Genomic DNA, 14,673 nt, shown 5'->3' on the forward strand with positions numbered 1-14,673 from the left:
TTCTCCATACCCAAACCCCTGCGCTGAAAGCGCGCTAGCTGGCGAAGAACTCGATCAGCACAGGCGCGAGCGCCGCCGCCGCAACTTCGTGGGTTTGCCCGCCCAGCGTGCGATGCTGGCCGTGGGGCATGGCCTGCGCCAGCGCGAGCGCCGTGCTGTGCATGAAGGGGTAGGGCGTTGCGCCACCATCCATCACCAGCGCGGGAATGGCGAGACTGGCGGCGCGCCCGGCTGGCACGGCGGCGTCTTCGCCCATCACCGCCGCGTCGTAGGCAATCGTTGGCGCAATCGATTCCCACATTGGCCACATCGGGTAGTCGCGCATCTGGGCGATGTGTTCTTCCGGCACGCCAAGCAAGCCCATAAACAGCCCAACCGCCTCGGCGTTGCGGCCGGCGGCCAGCGTGGCCGCCAGCTGCGCGCGGAAATCGCGCCAGCCCTGCATTGCGGCCGGGTCGTCGTTGTAGGGCGGCTCGTACAGCGCCAGCTTGCGCACGCGCCCGCCCAGCGCCAGCGCCGCTTCCAGGGCCAGCGCCGCGCCAGAGGAAATGCCCGCCAGCATGGCCGTGCCGCCCGCGTGCTCAATCAACGCCGCAATATCTTCGACCTCGCGCGCCACCGCGTAGGGTTGCGTGTCGCCGCTGCCGCCGCGCCCGCGCCGGTCGTAATGAATGACAGTGAAGTGTTCGGCCAACGGCCCGAATGCGGCGAGCTGCGCGGTTTCCGAATCCATGGCGCGCTGCTCGAACATGCCCGGCACCAGAACAAGCGCCGGCCCTGCGCCGACCTGATCAAAGGCGATGCGCGTGCCATCGAGTGATGTGACGGTGTGCATGATATGTTCCTTTCCATAAAAAATTACCTGACGACGCGGTAGCGCAGGTGTGTGACATCGGGCGCGGCAACGGCGTGTGTGCGCTCCAGCGCAACTGGCGCGTCGCCCGGACCGAACAGGCGCACGCCGCCGCCCAGCAGCACCGGCACGAGGTCGAGCTGCACTTCGTCGAGCAGGCCGAGGGCCAGGCACTGCTGCATTGCGCTGGCGCTGGCGACCGAAATGTTCCTCTCGCCCGCTACGGCCTGCGCCTGGCGCACCGCGCTGGCTATGCCATCGGTCACAAACACAAACCGGGAGCCGGGCTTCTGCCACTCGGGCGTGGGCGCGTGCGTCACCACAAAGCACGGCCCTTCCACCGGCGGGCGGCCACCCCACGCGCGGGCAATGTCGAACATGCGCCGGCCGGTGATCATCGCGCCGTAGCCCGCCCACAGCGGGCGCAGAAAATCCGCGCTGGTTTGCGACACGCGAAAGACCATGTCGGTGCCGGGCAGCGCGAGTGGCGTGTCGCCGCCCTGGTACCAGGCGAACAGCGCCTCGCCGCCCGCACCGAGTGGCTGATCTGGCGCATCATTCGGCCCGGCCACAAAGCCATCCAGCGACACCGAAAGCTCGGTGATCAGCTTGCCCATTGTGCCTCCTTTTCTTTACGCCAGGCGCAAGACATGCAAGCCACAGAGCGCACAGAAGTTCGTGTGCAACTTCAGCGCTTCGATAATGTGACGGGAAAATGCGAAAAAAAGTAGCGGCGTTTGCGAGGGTGTTTATTCGAGGGTGAGCGGCAGGCCAAAGGCGGGGAACAGCTCGGGCACAAAGGCGATTATTTCGGCAACCTGCCCGCCTTCGATCCGTAGCACATCCAGCACCTGCGCGCGGAAACGTGTGTCGTCGGGGAGCATGACATAATGCGCGGCGGCGGGTTGGCGGTTGGCGCTGGTGGGCAGGCTGCGCCACCGCCCGTGGTACATGGTCGATGCGGGGTCGAACACTTCGGCTGTGAAGGCGAGGATGGTGGCGCGGCCAGCGTACCAGATCGGGTGCGGCGGCATGGTCAGCAGCGCGTCGTCGCGCAGCAGCGCGGCAAAAGTGGCCAGATCGCCCTGCTCGTGGGCGGCAATGTAGCGCTGCAGAAGCGCGCGCTCGCTGGCGCTGGGTGGCAGCGCGGGTGCCCATTCGAGGCGCGTGGGAGGAAGCTGCGCCTTGATCGCCGGGCGGGCGCGCTGCAGGGCGCTTTTCACCGACGCAATGCTCATGTCAAGCATGTCGCCTGTTTCGGCGGCGGGCCAGCCCAGCACATCGCGCAGAATAAACACGGCGCGCTGGCGCGGCGGCAGGTGCTGAATCGCCGCCAAGAAGGCAAGCTCAATCGTTTCTTTGGCAACAACTGCGGCGTCGGGCTCGGCGTCGCGTGGCGCAACCGGCTCGAGCAGGTGGTCGGGGTAGGGTTGGAGCCAGGGGATGGCTTCGGGCAGCGCCAGACCGGCTGGGGCGTCTGCGCGCGGCTGGGGCCTGCGTGGGTTGCGCGCGAGGAAATCGAGGCAGGCGTTGGTGGCGATGCGGTACAGCCATGCGCGAAAGGTTGCGCGGCCCGCAAAGCTCGCGCGCCGGTGCCACGCGCGCAGCAGCGCTTCCTGCACGAGGTCTTCGGCATCCTCAAACGAGCCAGTCATGCGGTAGCAATGCACCTGCAGCTCGCGGCGGTGGCGCTCGGTCAGCGCGCCAAACGCGGCGGCGTCGCCTTCGCGCACAATTGGCAGGTCGTCGCCTGCGCTCATGGCTGGGTGGCTCGTGCGAGCCAATCGGCAGCGGCGTGGCTTGAGGTCATGGCTTCTCTCAGTACATTTGTGTTAGTTGGAGCATTATCTCTGGCTTGGGTGCGGGCGTCAAGCGGCGCGCTTTTGCGTGGGCTACGCGCCCTCGCGCTCCGCAGTTTTCTTGAGAACGTTTGTCGGGGCCTATGCGGCCCCATACCCCGCAGCAAAGGGCCGGCCGCGGCCCTCTGCACTCCCCGGTCGGGGCCTTGCCCCGAACCCCATAAAGAGCGTGGACAGCAGATGTAATGGTAATGTGTCATGCCTCCGTTGTGGATGCAGGCAAGGCATCGGACGAGATACATTTGCTTCACTTGAAAGCAATACAGATCGGCACTGCGTTCATCATTTGCTGCCAGCGCGGCCCGCAACGGAGGCATGAGAAGCAATCTTATAATGTGGCGACTACCTAAAATTCGGGGTTCGGGGCGATAGCCCCGACGCGGGGTGCTGGGGCGGCGCGAGCCCCAGCGGCCTTGCGGCCTGAGCAAGCTGCGTTTGGGTTGGTACTGCTTATTCAAAAGCTGCCAGCGCGGCCCGCAACGGAGGCATGAGAAGCAATCTTATAATGTGGCGACCACCTAAAATTCGGGGTTCGGGGCGATAGCCCCGCCGTGGGGTGCTGGGGCGGCGTGAGCCCCAGCGGCCGTGCGGCCTGAGCAAGCTGCTTTGAAAAAGGTACTGCTTATTCAAAAGCTGCCAGCGTGGAGCACAACAGAGGCATGCGCGCCAAGCGCTAAACACGAGGTTGCATCAAATTCGGGGTTCGGGGCGATAGCCCCGACGCGGGGTGCTGGGGCGGCGCGAGCCCCAGCGGCCTTGCGGCCCGAGCAATCTGCTCTGAAAAAGGCACTGCTTGCGGCACAAGCAATGGGCGGGCGGACACGTAGGTCCGCCCTGACAGCCGATTGGCCGTGCGGCCCGAGCAAAACAAAAGGCCCGCGAGCGTGGCGAGCCTCGTGACCATATCGCGAAAGTGGGTTTAGCGCTGCGCCAGCACCACCAGCTGATCGGGCTGCGCGGGCGGCTCGGCCAGCGCAATGCGCGACATAGTCATGAAGCCGCTCATCCAGCTATCGAGTGCGCGGAAGGCGCGGTCGCGCGCGCGGGTGCTTTCCAGCGCGGCGGTGCGGGCCTGGCTGCGCTGCACCATCGCGGCGGCCACGGCGGCCACCTGCGCCTGCACCGCTTCGAGCTGCGCCTGGCTGACGCCATACTCGGCCATGTGCGCCAGGAAGGCTGCGTCGGCCAGGAGGTTGGCGTAGAACAGCTGCGCCTGTACCAGCCAGCCCGACTGCGTGCGCTTGCGGGCGTTGAGATCGAGGGCGGTTTGCGCGCTGGCGTTGCCCTTGAACGCCAGCCGCGCCGTGACGACATGGCGCATGTAGAAGGCGTGCGCCTGCTCGCGGTTGGTGTCGCGGGTGGCGGCGGCGGCGCGCTGTGCGCCGTCGAGGGCGCGGGCTTGCTGGTAGAGGGTGTGGGCAGTTCGGCGGAGGGTTTGGCCCTGCACCATACGGCTGTGGTCGTAGCCAAAGGCGGCCATGCGCGCCTGCATGTCGGGGCTGCTCAGCACGGCTTCGATCAGCGTGTTCGCGGCCACCAGCCGCTTGTCCATGCGATCTTGCTGGCGGTATTGTTCAGTCAGCCGTTGTGTCTTTTTGCCCTGCGTGGTGCTTCCATTGGCTTGCGTCGTCGTTCCATTGGCCTGCGTCGTCGTTCCATTGCCCTGCGTGGTGCTTCCATTGGCCTGCGTCGTCGTTCCATTGGCCTGCGCGGTCGTTCCATTGGCCTGCGTCGTCGTTCCATTGGCCTGCGCGGTCGTTCCATTGGCCTGCGCGGTCGTTCCATTCGCCTGCGTCGTCGTTCCATTGACCTGCGCGGTCGTTCCATTGGCCTGCGCGGTCGTTCCATTGGTCGGCATTGGCAGATTGTCCTTTGTGAGTGCCGAAGCTGCTTGGCCGGCGCACAATTGCGACCGGCATACATACGCATGTATGTCGTGTGCACCGTGACAGTTAGGCGCAGGATACCCCGAGGTGTGCGCCGCTACGATTCTGTATCGGATGTGCAATTGTTTATCGAAGTGCGTTGCGAAAAGCGAATTTCTGGTATTTACTCGCCGTAGAGCTAATGCTCTCGGCTTGGATTGCGAAGACACCTGCGCGGCCTCTTTGGTTGTGACGGTTCATGTCACGATGTTTTTCTATAATCACTCCAGATCCCACCAAAAAACCGCATGATTTACGGCGTTGGCATGCTATTGTGTGCGTACACCGAACGGAGGAGCAGATGACACGAACTGACTCGCGATATAAGCGCCTCGACGATATCGAGCGCAAGCTGGCGCGCGAGCCTAAAGGATGCACAAGCGGCGAGCTGGCGCGTGAGTTTGGCGTTGACGTTGACACAATTCGCCGCGACCTTGCCGAGCTGGAGAACATGGGCACCGGCACCTACAAAATCGGCCGGCGCTATGTGCTTGAGCATCGCCGCTCGTTTCACTCCGTCAAGCTCAACAACGACGAGGCGCTGGCGCTATACCTCGCCGCGCGGCTGCTTTCGCGCCACAGCGACGAGCACAACCCGCACGTGGTCACCGCGCTCGAAAAGCTGGCCGACGCACTCGACGCCAAGTCGCCGCTGATTGCGCACCATATTTCGCAGGCTGCCGCCGCAGTGCGTTCGCGCCGCGTGCGCCGCGAGTATGTCGAGGCGCTGGAAACACTTACCTATGCCTGGGCCGAGGGCCGCAAGGTGCGGATGCGTTATCGCTCGTATACCAAAGACGAGACGACCGAGCGCACGTTTGCGCCTTATTTCATCGAGCCATCGAGTATTGGCTATGCCTGCTATGTGATCGGCTATGACGAGCTGCGCCAGAGCTTGCGCACCTTCAAAGTCGAGCGCATCTACGAGGCGCGGCTCACCGACGAGCGCTTTGCACGGCCCGAGCAGTTCGATGCGCAGCTGCTGCTGGCCTCGGCGTGGGGCGTGATCTGGCGCAACGAGGGCGGCATTGAGGTAACGCTGCGCTTCGCGCCGAGTGTGGTGCGCCGGCTCAAGGAAAGCGTGTGGCATCCCAGCCAGCGCATCGAGGATTTGCCCGACGGCGCGTGCCTGTTCACGGTGCTGGTGGGCAGCACGCTGGAGTTCAAGCCGTGGGTGCGCCAGTGGGGCAGCGCGGTGACGGTGCTTGGCCCGCCCGAGTTTCGCGCCGAGCTGGCCGAAGAAGCCCGCGCAACGGCGCGTAACTATGACGACAGATAATATCGTTGGGTTTACAAGCAAAAATTACAGGACTTTCTCTTACTCGCGCTCTTGTTTCATTTCCTTGGTGTTTTTGCGCGCAGCGCAAAAACACCAAGCATAGATTCGGAAGGTACTATGCTGCCGCAGGCACATGGTAATATGCGAAAGTCCTGAATTAAAGGAACGAGAAGCAGTATGTTGTATGCACATACTCCTGCGGAGGGCAGCAACGAGTGGCATAAGCTTGACAAACATATTCTTGAAGTCGCACGAATGGCAAAGGAATTTGCCGATGCGTTTGGCGCGGGTGATCTAGCGTATTGGCTGGGTATCTGGCACGATTTGGGCAAATGCAACCCTGCGTTTCAGGCGTATTTGAAGCAGTGTGTGATTGACCCCAATCACCGTGGGCATGGCCCTGATCATAAGGCCGCCGGGGCCTTGTATGCCCAGCAGCGTGTTGCAGCCTTAGCACTATTAGTTCAAGGCCATCACGGCGGCCTCAAATCGCCCGCCGAATACAAAAACTGGCTGGCCGAGAAACAGCACGAGCATGGCCCGGCGATCGACGACGCGATTGCTGCTGCACGCGCACTTCTGGGTACGCTCGATCCATCGCAGCAGCTGCTATTGCCAGCAGCGATACGGAACAACCCGCACGCCAGCGAGTTCTTCTTACGTATGCTTTTTTCAGCGCTGGTTGATGCCGATTTTCTCGATACCGAGGAGCATTTCAATAAACGTAAAGCAGCCCAGCGCGGCAGTTTGGTTTCGGTAGCCGATTTGTGGGCAAGACTGGAAGCACACCAGAACATGAACAGCGGGCAGAACCCCAGCCTCGTCAACCAGGCGCGCCACGCGATCTACGAAGCGTGCCTGGCCGCAGCATCATTACCGCGCGGCTGGTTCCGCCTGACGGTGCCAACCGGCGGGGGCAAAACACGCTCGGGCATGGCATTTGCGCTGCGTCACGCATTGGCCCACGGCATGCGGCGCGTGATTGTGGCAGTGCCATTCATTAGTATCACCGAGCAGACCGCCGACAGCTATCGCGCTATTTTTGGCCTGAGCGACGATGAAACACCAATTGTGCTCGAACACCATAGCAGCGCGCAGCACAGCAATAGCGACACAAACGACTTTACGCCTAGCCAGCAGTGGGCGCGGCTTGCCGCCGAAAATTGGGACGCGCCAATTGTGGTAACCACCACGGTGCAGCTCTTTCAAAGCCTGTTTGCCAGTGGCACCAGCCCATGCCGCAAGCTCCATCGTTTGGCGAACAGTGTGATCATTCTTGACGAAGCCCAGGCATTGCCGGCGCACCTGCTCACGCCAATTCTGGATGGGTTGCGCGAGCTGTGCGCGAACTATGGCGCGACGGTGGTGCTTTCTACCGCCACTCAGCCGGCATTCGAGGCCATTCCGCTGGTTCGAGATCTTCAGCCGCGCGAAATCGTACCCGAGCCAAAGCAATGGTTTGATGCGCTGCGCCGTGTACACTACGATTGGCGAACCAAAGAAGCAATGGCGTGGGAAGAAATTGCTGGCCTGCTGCGCGCCGAGCCACGGGCGCTGGCCGTGCTGAATACCAAGCGCGATGCCCTGGCGCTGCTGGATGCGCTTGGCGACCCAACCGCGCTGCATCTTTCAACACTCCTGTGTGGCGCACACCGGCGGGCTGTCATCAAGGAAATAAAGCGACGCCTAAGCGCCGGGGAGCCATGCCGTTTGATTTCCACACAGGTGATCGAAGCCGGCGTCGATCTCGATTTCCCGTTTGTGCTGCGCGCACTTGGCCCGCTCGACAGCATTATTCAGGCGGCCGGGCGCTGCAACCGTGAAGGCAAGCAAGCCCAAGGCCGCGTGGTGATTGTGCGGCCCGCCGAGGGCAGCACACCGTATGGGGCATATCGCACTGGCGTTGGCATAACCGGAAAACTGCTTGGCACTGGCACGCTCGACGTTGATGACCCTGCTGTGCCGGCGCGCTATTTCTGGCAACTGTTCGACACCGTGAATACCGACCGCGACGGCATTCAAAAGCTGCGCGCCCAGCTCAACTATTCCGAAGTTGCCCGCCAGTTTCGCATGATCGACGACGACACCGAGGACGTGATTGTGCCGTATGGCGACGAAAGCCAGCAGAATCAGGTGCAGCAGTGGATCGCACAGATCCGCCGCGACCCGGCCCAGGCACGGTACATTCTGCGGCGCTTGCGCCCATTCATGGTGTCGCTGCGCAGCCGCGAGGCTGCGCGCAGCCGGCAGCGTGGCCTGATTGGCGAAATTGTGCCCGATGCACTGCCGGGTGTTGGCATTTGGCACGGCAAATACGATGCTTTGCGTGGCCTGCGCGCCGATGATCTTGACCTGGAAAAGCTGGTTGTGTAGCCCGATACCAATGTTTACAGGAGGTGCCATGAGTTACAGCAGCGTCCCTTTAACCCTCAAAGTCTGGGGCGATTTGGCCTGCTTCACCCGCCCCGAGATGAAAGTCGAGCGTGTGAGCTACCCAGTGATGACACCTTCAGCCGCGCGGGGTGTGCTTGAAGCGGTGTTCTGGAAGCCGGAATTTCGCTGGCATGTGCAAGAAATTCGCGTGCTGCGGCCGATTCGCTATGCATCGATTTTGCGCAACGAGGTCAATTCGCGCCAAAGCGACCGGGCTGCACACAGCTGGCAGACCACAGGCGCGGGCGGCTACGATGCCACCACCGACCGGGCACAGCGCCACACGCTTGGCCTGCGCGATGTTGCCTATATCATCACGGCGCAGATTGCGCTGAAGCCACACGCCGACGCCGACCCGGCCAAATACCGCGATCAATTTCGCCGCCGCGTGCGCGATGGCCGCTGCTTCGCAACACCCTTCCTTGGTTGCCGTGAGTTTAGCGCCAGCTTTGCCGAGCCCGATGGCAGCGAGCAAACAATCGATCTGAGCGACGAGCTTGGCCCGATGCTGCTCGACCTGGCTTACGCGCCAGGCTCATCCGGGCGCGGCGTGCCACGCTTTTTCGATGCGCGCATCGAGCGCGGTGTGCTGCATGTGCCACAAGGAGGAGCGTAGCCATGCTGCTCAAGCGATTGAAGGAGTATAGCCCGCGCATTCAACCCGACGACGACGAAGAAGAAATGCCAGCAGAATATTCGTCGCAAGCAATTCCCTGGATCATTGATATCGATAGCTCAAGCTGCCATGCATCGTTTATTCGAACCTCGGGAGGCACCAGCAAGCGCGATCCGGGTAAACGATTCAATGTTCCTTTCTTAAAGCGTTCTGGTACGAATATCAAGCCGCAATTACTGGCCGACAAAGCTGAAATTGCACTTGGTTTTGCGGCTGACAATCCCGAGCGCGCACAGAAACGCCACGCCGATTTCGTTGCACTTGTTGAAGCATGTGTGCAATCAACAAACGACTGGCGCATTCAGTCTGTAGCATCGTTGCTGCGCAATCTATCGAATCAACCATTAGAGCTTCCACAAGATTTGCAGGCCAATGAGTTCGTCACCTTCGCCGTTGATGGCCTGCGCCTCGTCGATTTACCTTCCGTACGCCAGTTCTGGCTCGCTGTGGCCCCGCAGCTTGGGCAAAGAGGCCTGGCTCAGCTCACACCTGAGCTGATTGTGTCGTGGCTTTCACAGGAAGATGAGGGTGTTCAGGGGCAATGCTTGATCTGCGGCGAGTACAAGCCGATTGCGCGTGTACATCCCGTCCCGATCAAGCTGCCGCGTGCAGTGGCAGACAAACAGCTTGCCATTGTTACCGCTAATAAAGAAGCCTTTTATTCGTATGGCATGGAACAATCGCTGATTGCGCCAACCTGCCGTGATTGTGCGGCAAGCTACGCTAATGCACTGAACACCCTAGCCCGCAGCAGACAAAACAGTCTTGTTATGGGTGGCGCAATATTCATCTACTGGACGCGCGAAGATACCGGCTTCGATCTGATGGCACTGCTCGACAAGCCCGAGCCCGAGAGCGTGCGCTTGCTGTTTGAATCGGCGCGCAGCGGCAAGCAAAGCGCCACAATCGACGAAACCGCCTTCTACGCCACGTCGCTTTCGGGCAGTGGCGCGCGGGTAGTTGTGCGCGACTGGATCGACACAACGGTTGGCGAGGTGCAGGCCAATTTGCGCCGCTGGTTTGCCTGGCAGCAGATCGTCGATGCCTACGGCGCAGAGATGCGCCCGCTTGGGATGTTCCAGCTTGCCGTTGCCACCGTACGCGAAGCAAAAGATATTCTGCCAAGCACCCCGCAAGCCCTGCTCAATGCCGCGCTGCGCGGTACGCCCTTGCCGTGGGGCATGCTCTACCAGGCGGTGCGCCGCAACCGCGCCGAACAAGCCGTAACAGCGCAGCGCGCCGCCCTGATCAAGCTTGTATTCGCCAGCCATCAATCAGCACAGGAGGAAGATCGCATGACGCAGCTCGACTCTGCCAACACCAGCCCGGCGTATCTCTGCGGGCGTTTGCTCGCAGTGCTGGAAGACATCCAGCGCGCTGCCATTCCTGGCGCAAAGGCAACCATTGTCGATCGCTTCTTTGGCACGGCATCGTCCGCCCCGGCTTCGGTGTTCGGGCGCTTGATGCGTGGCGCGCAGCCGCACCTTGGCAAGCTCGAACGCGACAACCCGAACGCATACCGTGCCCTGCAACGCCGCATGGAAGAGGTGAGCAGCAGTATTCAAAGCTTCCCGCGCACGCTTACGCTCGAAGAGCAAGGCTTGTTCTCGCTGGGCTACTACCATCAGCGCGCCCACGCCCGCGCCGAGGCCAAAGCCGCCGCCGAGCGCAAACGCGCCGGGCAGACCGAGGCCGCCGAATAAACCAGTGTTCCGAATCTATTATTTGTAAGAACAAAGGAGCATCCCAATGACGACCACCACCGCCATGCACACCGATACCGAGCGCCGCCACGATTTTGTGCTGCTGTTCGATGTGACCGACGGCAACCCCAATGGCGACCCCGACGCCGGCAATTTGCCCCGCGTCGACCCCGAAACGATGCAAGGGCTCGTTACCGATGTGGCGCTTAAGCGCAAGGTGCGCGACTTTGTCGATGTGGCCCAGGGTGACGAAGGGCGCTTCAAAATCTATGTACAAAGCGGCGGCGATGCACTCAACGCCATTCACCGGCGCGCATATGAAGCGCTCGATATGAAATCGAGCGGCACCAAGCAGAATAAGGACGATGTCGAGCGCGCGCGGGCCTGGATGTGCCAAAACTTCTACGATATTCGCATGTTTGGCGCGGTGATGACCACGGGTGTCAACTGCGGCCAGGTGCGCGGCCCGATTCAGCTTACCTTTGCTCGTTCGGCCGATGCAGTGGTGCCGCTCGATATTTCGATCACGCGCGTTGCCGTAACCAAAGAAGAAGACGCCAAGGTGATTGTGTCGGAAGATACGGGCGAGGGCAAAAGCGGCAAGCAAACCGAAATGGGCCGCAAGTCGCTGGTGCCCTACGGCCTGTACCGCGCGCATGGCTTCTTCAACCCGCACTTCGCCAGGCAGACGGGCGCGGCCAGCGACGACCTAGCGCTATTCTGGACGGCATTGCAGATGATGTGGGATCTGGATCGCTCGGCCTCGCGCGGGATGATGGCCTGCCGGGGGCTGTATATCTTCACCCACGAATCGAGCCTGGGCAATGCGCCGGCGCATAAGCTGCTGGAGCGCGTAGCAGCGAAGAAGCACGACAACGTGATCGCCCCGCGCTCGTTCCGCGATTACAGTGTGAACGTGAATGACGCCGATATGCCGAACGGGGTGACGCTCACGCGGCTGGTGGAGGGGTAAATGAGCGACGAGCAGCTAATTAGCGCGGGCGGCGATGCCGACGAGAGCGACGTATTGATTTCGGCGCTGGAACACTACAGCTACTGCCCGCGCCAATGTGCGCTCATCCATGTCGAGCAAACCTACGACGAGAACCTGTATACCATGCGCGGCAAGCTTATGCACGAACGGGTAGATAGTGGCGACGCCGAAGCCAATCGCGGCGTTGCCACCCAGCGCGGCATTCCGCTCTGGTCCGAGCGCTATGGCCTGCGCGGCAAGGCCGACGCCGTGGAATGGCACAATGGTGTGCCCTACCCGGTGGAATACAAAGTTGGGCGGCGCAAGGGCGAGCATACCGACATCCAGTTGTGCGCGCAGGCCCTTTGCCTGGAAGAAATGCTGGGCGTGCCGGTGCCGCGTGGGGCAGTGTACTATGGGGCAACCCGCCGGCGGCATGAGGTTGTCTTTGATGAAGCGCTGCGCGAGCGAACGCTGGAGCTGATTACCGCCATTCGGGCAATGCATCGTTCGCAGCAGCTGCCCGACGCACCAAACGACGAGCGCTGCCCAAATTGTTCGCTCATCCACGCCTGCCTGCCCGATGTTGTTGCACAGCAAGGGCGCTTGCGAGCCTTGAACCGCGCCTTGTTCGAGCCATAGCCGGCCTGGCAACACCCGGAACAATGCGGCCGCCCGGCTTAGCCATCACAACCAAGTTGCCAAGCCAGTATGCGTATGCCAAGGTCTTGAAATCGACCACTCTGCGAATCGAGTTTTGCAGGCCCATATTCCTTTCTGCACACGAAATTGCCCAATACTCATAGGACTTTCGCTTACCCAAGCGGTTGTTTATTTTCTTGGTGATTTTTTTGCGCGCAGCGCAAAAAAATCACCAAGAAAGATTAGAAAGTACCATGCTGCCGCAGGCAAATGCTAATAAGCGAAAGTCCTAACTCAGAAGGAACAGTGCGACTATGCGCGAACTACTCAATACCCTCTACGTCCAAACCCAAGGTGCGGTGCTGAACCTTGAGCACGACACCGTTAAAATCTCGGTCGAGCGCGAAACACGCCTGCGGTTGCCATTGCTGCGCCTGAGCGGCATCGTGGTTTTTGGCCGCGTCACAATCACACCATTTCTCATCCAGCGCTGCGCCGAAGATGGCCGCAACCTGGTGTGGCTCAGCAGCACTGGGCGCTTTAAGGCGCGCGTCGAAGGCCCGGCACGCGGCAATGTATTGCTGCGTCGCGCGCAGCACCTTGCGCTTTCCGATAGCAAACGCACGCTGGGCATTGCCCGCCAGATCGTCGCAGCGAAGTTGCAGAACAGCCGCCAGATTGTGCTGCGCGGCGCACGCGAGGCGCACAACGAACCAGCGCGCACAGCATTAGCGGCTGCCGCCGCCCGCATTGGGGAAATACTGCTTCAGCTTGGTACGTGCCGCACGCTCGACGAGCTGCGCGGTGCCGAAGGCGACGCTGCGCGCACCTATTTTGGGGTGTTTGGCCACCATGTGCGCGCCGACCAGGACAAATTCGCCATGGATGGGCGCACGCGCCGGCCGCCGCGCGACCGCGTGAATGCCGTCCTATCGTTTCTCTATGCGCTGCTGCGCGGCGAGTGTTCCGCTGGCCTCGAAAGCGTTGGGCTCGACCCACAAGTTGGCTTTTTGCACGCCCTGCGCCCCGGCCGGCCGGCCCTTGCGCTCGACCTGATGGAAGAGTTTCGGCCGATCATCGCCGACCGCCTGGCGCTCACACTGATCAACCGCAAGCAGCTGCAAGCCGAACACTTCGCCGATCTGCCCGGCGGCGCCGTTCACCTCAACGACGAAGGGCGTAAGGTCGTATTACAAGCGTACCAGCAACGCAAAGAAGAAGAGGTGCAACACCGTATGCTCGATCAGAAGCTACCGCTTGGGCTCGTACCATACATCCAGGCCCGCCTGCTGGCACGCTACCTGCGCGGCGACCTCGACGCCTACCCGCCATACCTGGCACGCTGATGGAAATACTTGTAACCTACGATGTGAATACCGAAAGCGCCGAAGGCCGGCGGCGGCTGCGGCGCGTGGCAAAAGTATGCGAGCGCTTTGGCCAGCGCGTACAATTCTCGGTGTTCGAATGCGTTGTCGATGCTGCTCAGCTGGTATTACTGAAGCACCAGCTCGAACAAGAGATCGACGCAGCCGCCGATAGTTTACGCATCTACCGCCTGCAAGAGCCGCGCGAGCGCCATGTGCAGGTGCTGGGGCGGCCATTGCTGCACGATCAGCATGATCCGCTGATAGTATAACCACGCGCCCTATATTTAGTAGGTGTGGCGCGCGAACCCGAAGCGATCGGCCGATACGTGGGAGTTTCGCGCAGTGTAACGACATAATTCGCAAGAATGGGCGAGAAAGTGAGAGGTATTAGGCTTTGGCAAGGGCAAAAACACACACAATCGGCCACCAGTACCAGCCTGATAAGGCCCATCAGGCAGCCGAATCGGCTATTTAGGGCCGTCGCACCCGGCGTTCGCGTCGGGTGAGGGTTGAAACAGTCAGTGCGCTTGCTTCAATGACGTTATTATATAGGTCGCACCCGGCGTTCGCGTCGGGTGAGGGTTGAAACCAGGCAGCGCTGCAGGCAGCCATTGCGGCCATCGGTGTCGCACCCGGCGTTCGCGTCGGGTGAGGGTTGAAACACCTGTGGCGCGATCCTGACGAATCGTATGGCCGCGTCGCACCCGGCGTTCGCGTCGGGTGAGGGTTGAAACAGTCACGATCATCTCACAAACCTCTATATCGACAAGTCGCACCCGGCGTTCGCGTCGGGTGAGGGTTGAAACAACGATATGCAGGGTCGGCTCTACCTGTCGTTCAGGTCGCACCCGGCGTTCGCGTCGGGTGAGGGTTGAAACCCGTGCAATCCGCCGGGGTGGAGCATGTCTGGATGTCGCACCCGGCGTTCGCGTCGGGTGAGGGTTGAAACCCTCAACGAAGATG

12 protein-coding genes and 1 CRISPR repeat array (1 of these 13 only partly in view) are annotated in these 14,673 nt (G+C 61.5%); of the genes, 8 read left to right on the plus strand and 4 right to left on the minus strand.

Annotation, left to right across the window (positions count from 1 at the left end):
• Positions 1 to 34: 34 nt before the first annotated feature.
• The 4 genes from M1P90_RS33805 to M1P90_RS33820 form a co-directional block, all read right to left on the minus strand.
• The gene (locus M1P90_RS33805) at positions 35 to 835 is read right to left on the minus strand and encodes an alpha/beta fold hydrolase (RefSeq protein ID WP_483700282.1); all 801 of its coding nucleotides are present in this window, start codon (positions 833 to 835) and stop codon (positions 35 to 37) included.
• A 23-nt stretch (positions 836 to 858) separates the two neighbouring features.
• Positions 859 to 1,470 carry a dihydrofolate reductase family protein gene (locus M1P90_RS33810; protein ID WP_483700283.1) on the minus strand — a complete coding sequence of 204 codons (612 nt, stop codon included), beginning with the start codon at positions 1,468 to 1,470 and terminating at the stop codon, positions 859 to 861.
• Positions 1,471 to 1,602: 132 nt separating this feature from the next.
• Positions 1,603 to 2,613 carry an RNA polymerase subunit sigma-70 gene (locus tag M1P90_RS33815; protein ID WP_483700284.1) on the minus strand — a complete coding sequence of 337 codons (1,011 nt, stop codon included), beginning with the start codon at positions 2,611 to 2,613 and terminating at the stop codon, positions 1,603 to 1,605.
• Between the two features lie 1,018 nt (positions 2,614 to 3,631).
• Positions 3,632 to 4,570 (minus strand): PQLLE family protein, encoded by a 939-nt coding sequence (locus M1P90_RS33820; protein ID WP_483700285.1) that lies wholly within the window; start codon positions 4,568 to 4,570, stop codon positions 3,632 to 3,634.
• A gap of 368 nt (positions 4,571 to 4,938) precedes the next feature.
• On the opposite strand from M1P90_RS33820, the gene M1P90_RS33825 reads away from it, so the two are divergent.
• From M1P90_RS33825 to cas2, 8 genes are all read left to right on the plus strand, one after another.
• Positions 4,939 to 5,916 (plus strand): helix-turn-helix transcriptional regulator, encoded by a 978-nt coding sequence (locus tag M1P90_RS33825; RefSeq protein ID WP_483700286.1) that lies wholly within the window; start codon positions 4,939 to 4,941, stop codon positions 5,914 to 5,916.
• A 177-nt stretch (positions 5,917 to 6,093) separates the two neighbouring features.
• Positions 6,094 to 8,289, plus strand: coding sequence for a CRISPR-associated helicase Cas3' (gene cas3 / locus M1P90_RS33830; RefSeq protein WP_483700287.1), 2,196 nt, complete (start codon positions 6,094 to 6,096; stop codon positions 8,287 to 8,289).
• Between the two features lie 28 nt (positions 8,290 to 8,317).
• Positions 8,318 to 8,965: a type I-C CRISPR-associated protein Cas5c gene (gene cas5c, locus M1P90_RS33835; protein ID WP_483700288.1), complete on the plus strand. Its 648-nt coding sequence runs from the start codon at positions 8,318 to 8,320 to the stop codon at positions 8,963 to 8,965.
• A 2-nt stretch (positions 8,966 to 8,967) separates the two neighbouring features.
• Positions 8,968 to 10,728 (plus strand): type I-C CRISPR-associated protein Cas8c/Csd1, encoded by a 1,761-nt coding sequence (cas8c, locus tag M1P90_RS33840; RefSeq protein ID WP_483700289.1) that lies wholly within the window; start codon positions 8,968 to 8,970, stop codon positions 10,726 to 10,728.
• A 46-nt stretch (positions 10,729 to 10,774) separates the two neighbouring features.
• Complete coding sequence (gene cas7c / locus M1P90_RS33845; RefSeq protein WP_483700291.1) at positions 10,775 to 11,701, plus strand: type I-C CRISPR-associated protein Cas7/Csd2; 927 nt, start codon at positions 10,775 to 10,777, stop codon at positions 11,699 to 11,701.
• Positions 11,702 to 12,343 (plus strand): CRISPR-associated protein Cas4, encoded by a 642-nt coding sequence (gene cas4 / locus M1P90_RS33850; RefSeq protein WP_483700293.1) that lies wholly within the window; start codon positions 11,702 to 11,704, stop codon positions 12,341 to 12,343.
• Between the two features lie 314 nt (positions 12,344 to 12,657).
• Complete coding sequence (gene cas1c, locus M1P90_RS33855) at positions 12,658 to 13,689, plus strand: type I-C CRISPR-associated endonuclease Cas1c (protein WP_483700294.1); 1,032 nt, start codon at positions 12,658 to 12,660, stop codon at positions 13,687 to 13,689.
• Positions 13,689 to 13,979 carry a CRISPR-associated endonuclease Cas2 gene (gene cas2, locus M1P90_RS33860; RefSeq protein WP_483700295.1) on the plus strand — a complete coding sequence of 97 codons (291 nt, stop codon included), beginning with the start codon at positions 13,689 to 13,691 and terminating at the stop codon, positions 13,977 to 13,979. Before cas1c ends, cas2 begins: the two co-directional genes overlap by 1 nt.
• 210 nt (positions 13,980 to 14,189) lie before the next feature.
• A CRISPR array of direct repeats spans positions 14,190 to 14,673; the repeat unit is 37 nt; unit sequence GTCGCACCCGGCGTTCGCGTCGGGTGAGGGTTGAAAC (it continues 3,443 nt past the right edge of the window).

It is taken from the genome of Kouleothrix sp. 19917 (assembly GCF_057073505.1).

Coding starts and splice junctions, on each gene's coding strand:
- cas4 (WP_483700293.1), top strand. CDS start 11,702: ATGAGCGACGAGCAGCTAATTAGCGCGGGCGGCGATGCCGACGAGAGC.
- cas3 (WP_483700287.1), top strand. CDS start 6,094: ATGTTGTATGCACATACTCCTGCGGAGGGCAGCAACGAGTGGCATAAG.
- M1P90_RS33820 (WP_483700285.1), bottom strand. CDS start 4,570: ATGCCGACCAATGGAACGACCGCGCAGGCCAATGGAACGACCGCGCAG.
- cas1c (WP_483700294.1), top strand. CDS start 12,658: ATGCGCGAACTACTCAATACCCTCTACGTCCAAACCCAAGGTGCGGTG.
- M1P90_RS33815 (WP_483700284.1), bottom strand. CDS start 2,613: ATGAGCGCAGGCGACGACCTGCCAATTGTGCGCGAAGGCGACGCCGCC.
- cas7c (WP_483700291.1), top strand. CDS start 10,775: ATGACGACCACCACCGCCATGCACACCGATACCGAGCGCCGCCACGAT.
- cas8c (WP_483700289.1), top strand. CDS start 8,968: ATGCTGCTCAAGCGATTGAAGGAGTATAGCCCGCGCATTCAACCCGAC.
- M1P90_RS33805 (WP_483700282.1), bottom strand. CDS start 835: ATGCACACCGTCACATCACTCGATGGCACGCGCATCGCCTTTGATCAG.
- cas2 (WP_483700295.1), top strand. CDS start 13,689: ATGGAAATACTTGTAACCTACGATGTGAATACCGAAAGCGCCGAAGGC.
- M1P90_RS33825 (WP_483700286.1), top strand. CDS start 4,939: ATGACACGAACTGACTCGCGATATAAGCGCCTCGACGATATCGAGCGC.
- M1P90_RS33810 (WP_483700283.1), bottom strand. CDS start 1,470: ATGGGCAAGCTGATCACCGAGCTTTCGGTGTCGCTGGATGGCTTTGTG.
- cas5c (WP_483700288.1), top strand. CDS start 8,318: ATGAGTTACAGCAGCGTCCCTTTAACCCTCAAAGTCTGGGGCGATTTG.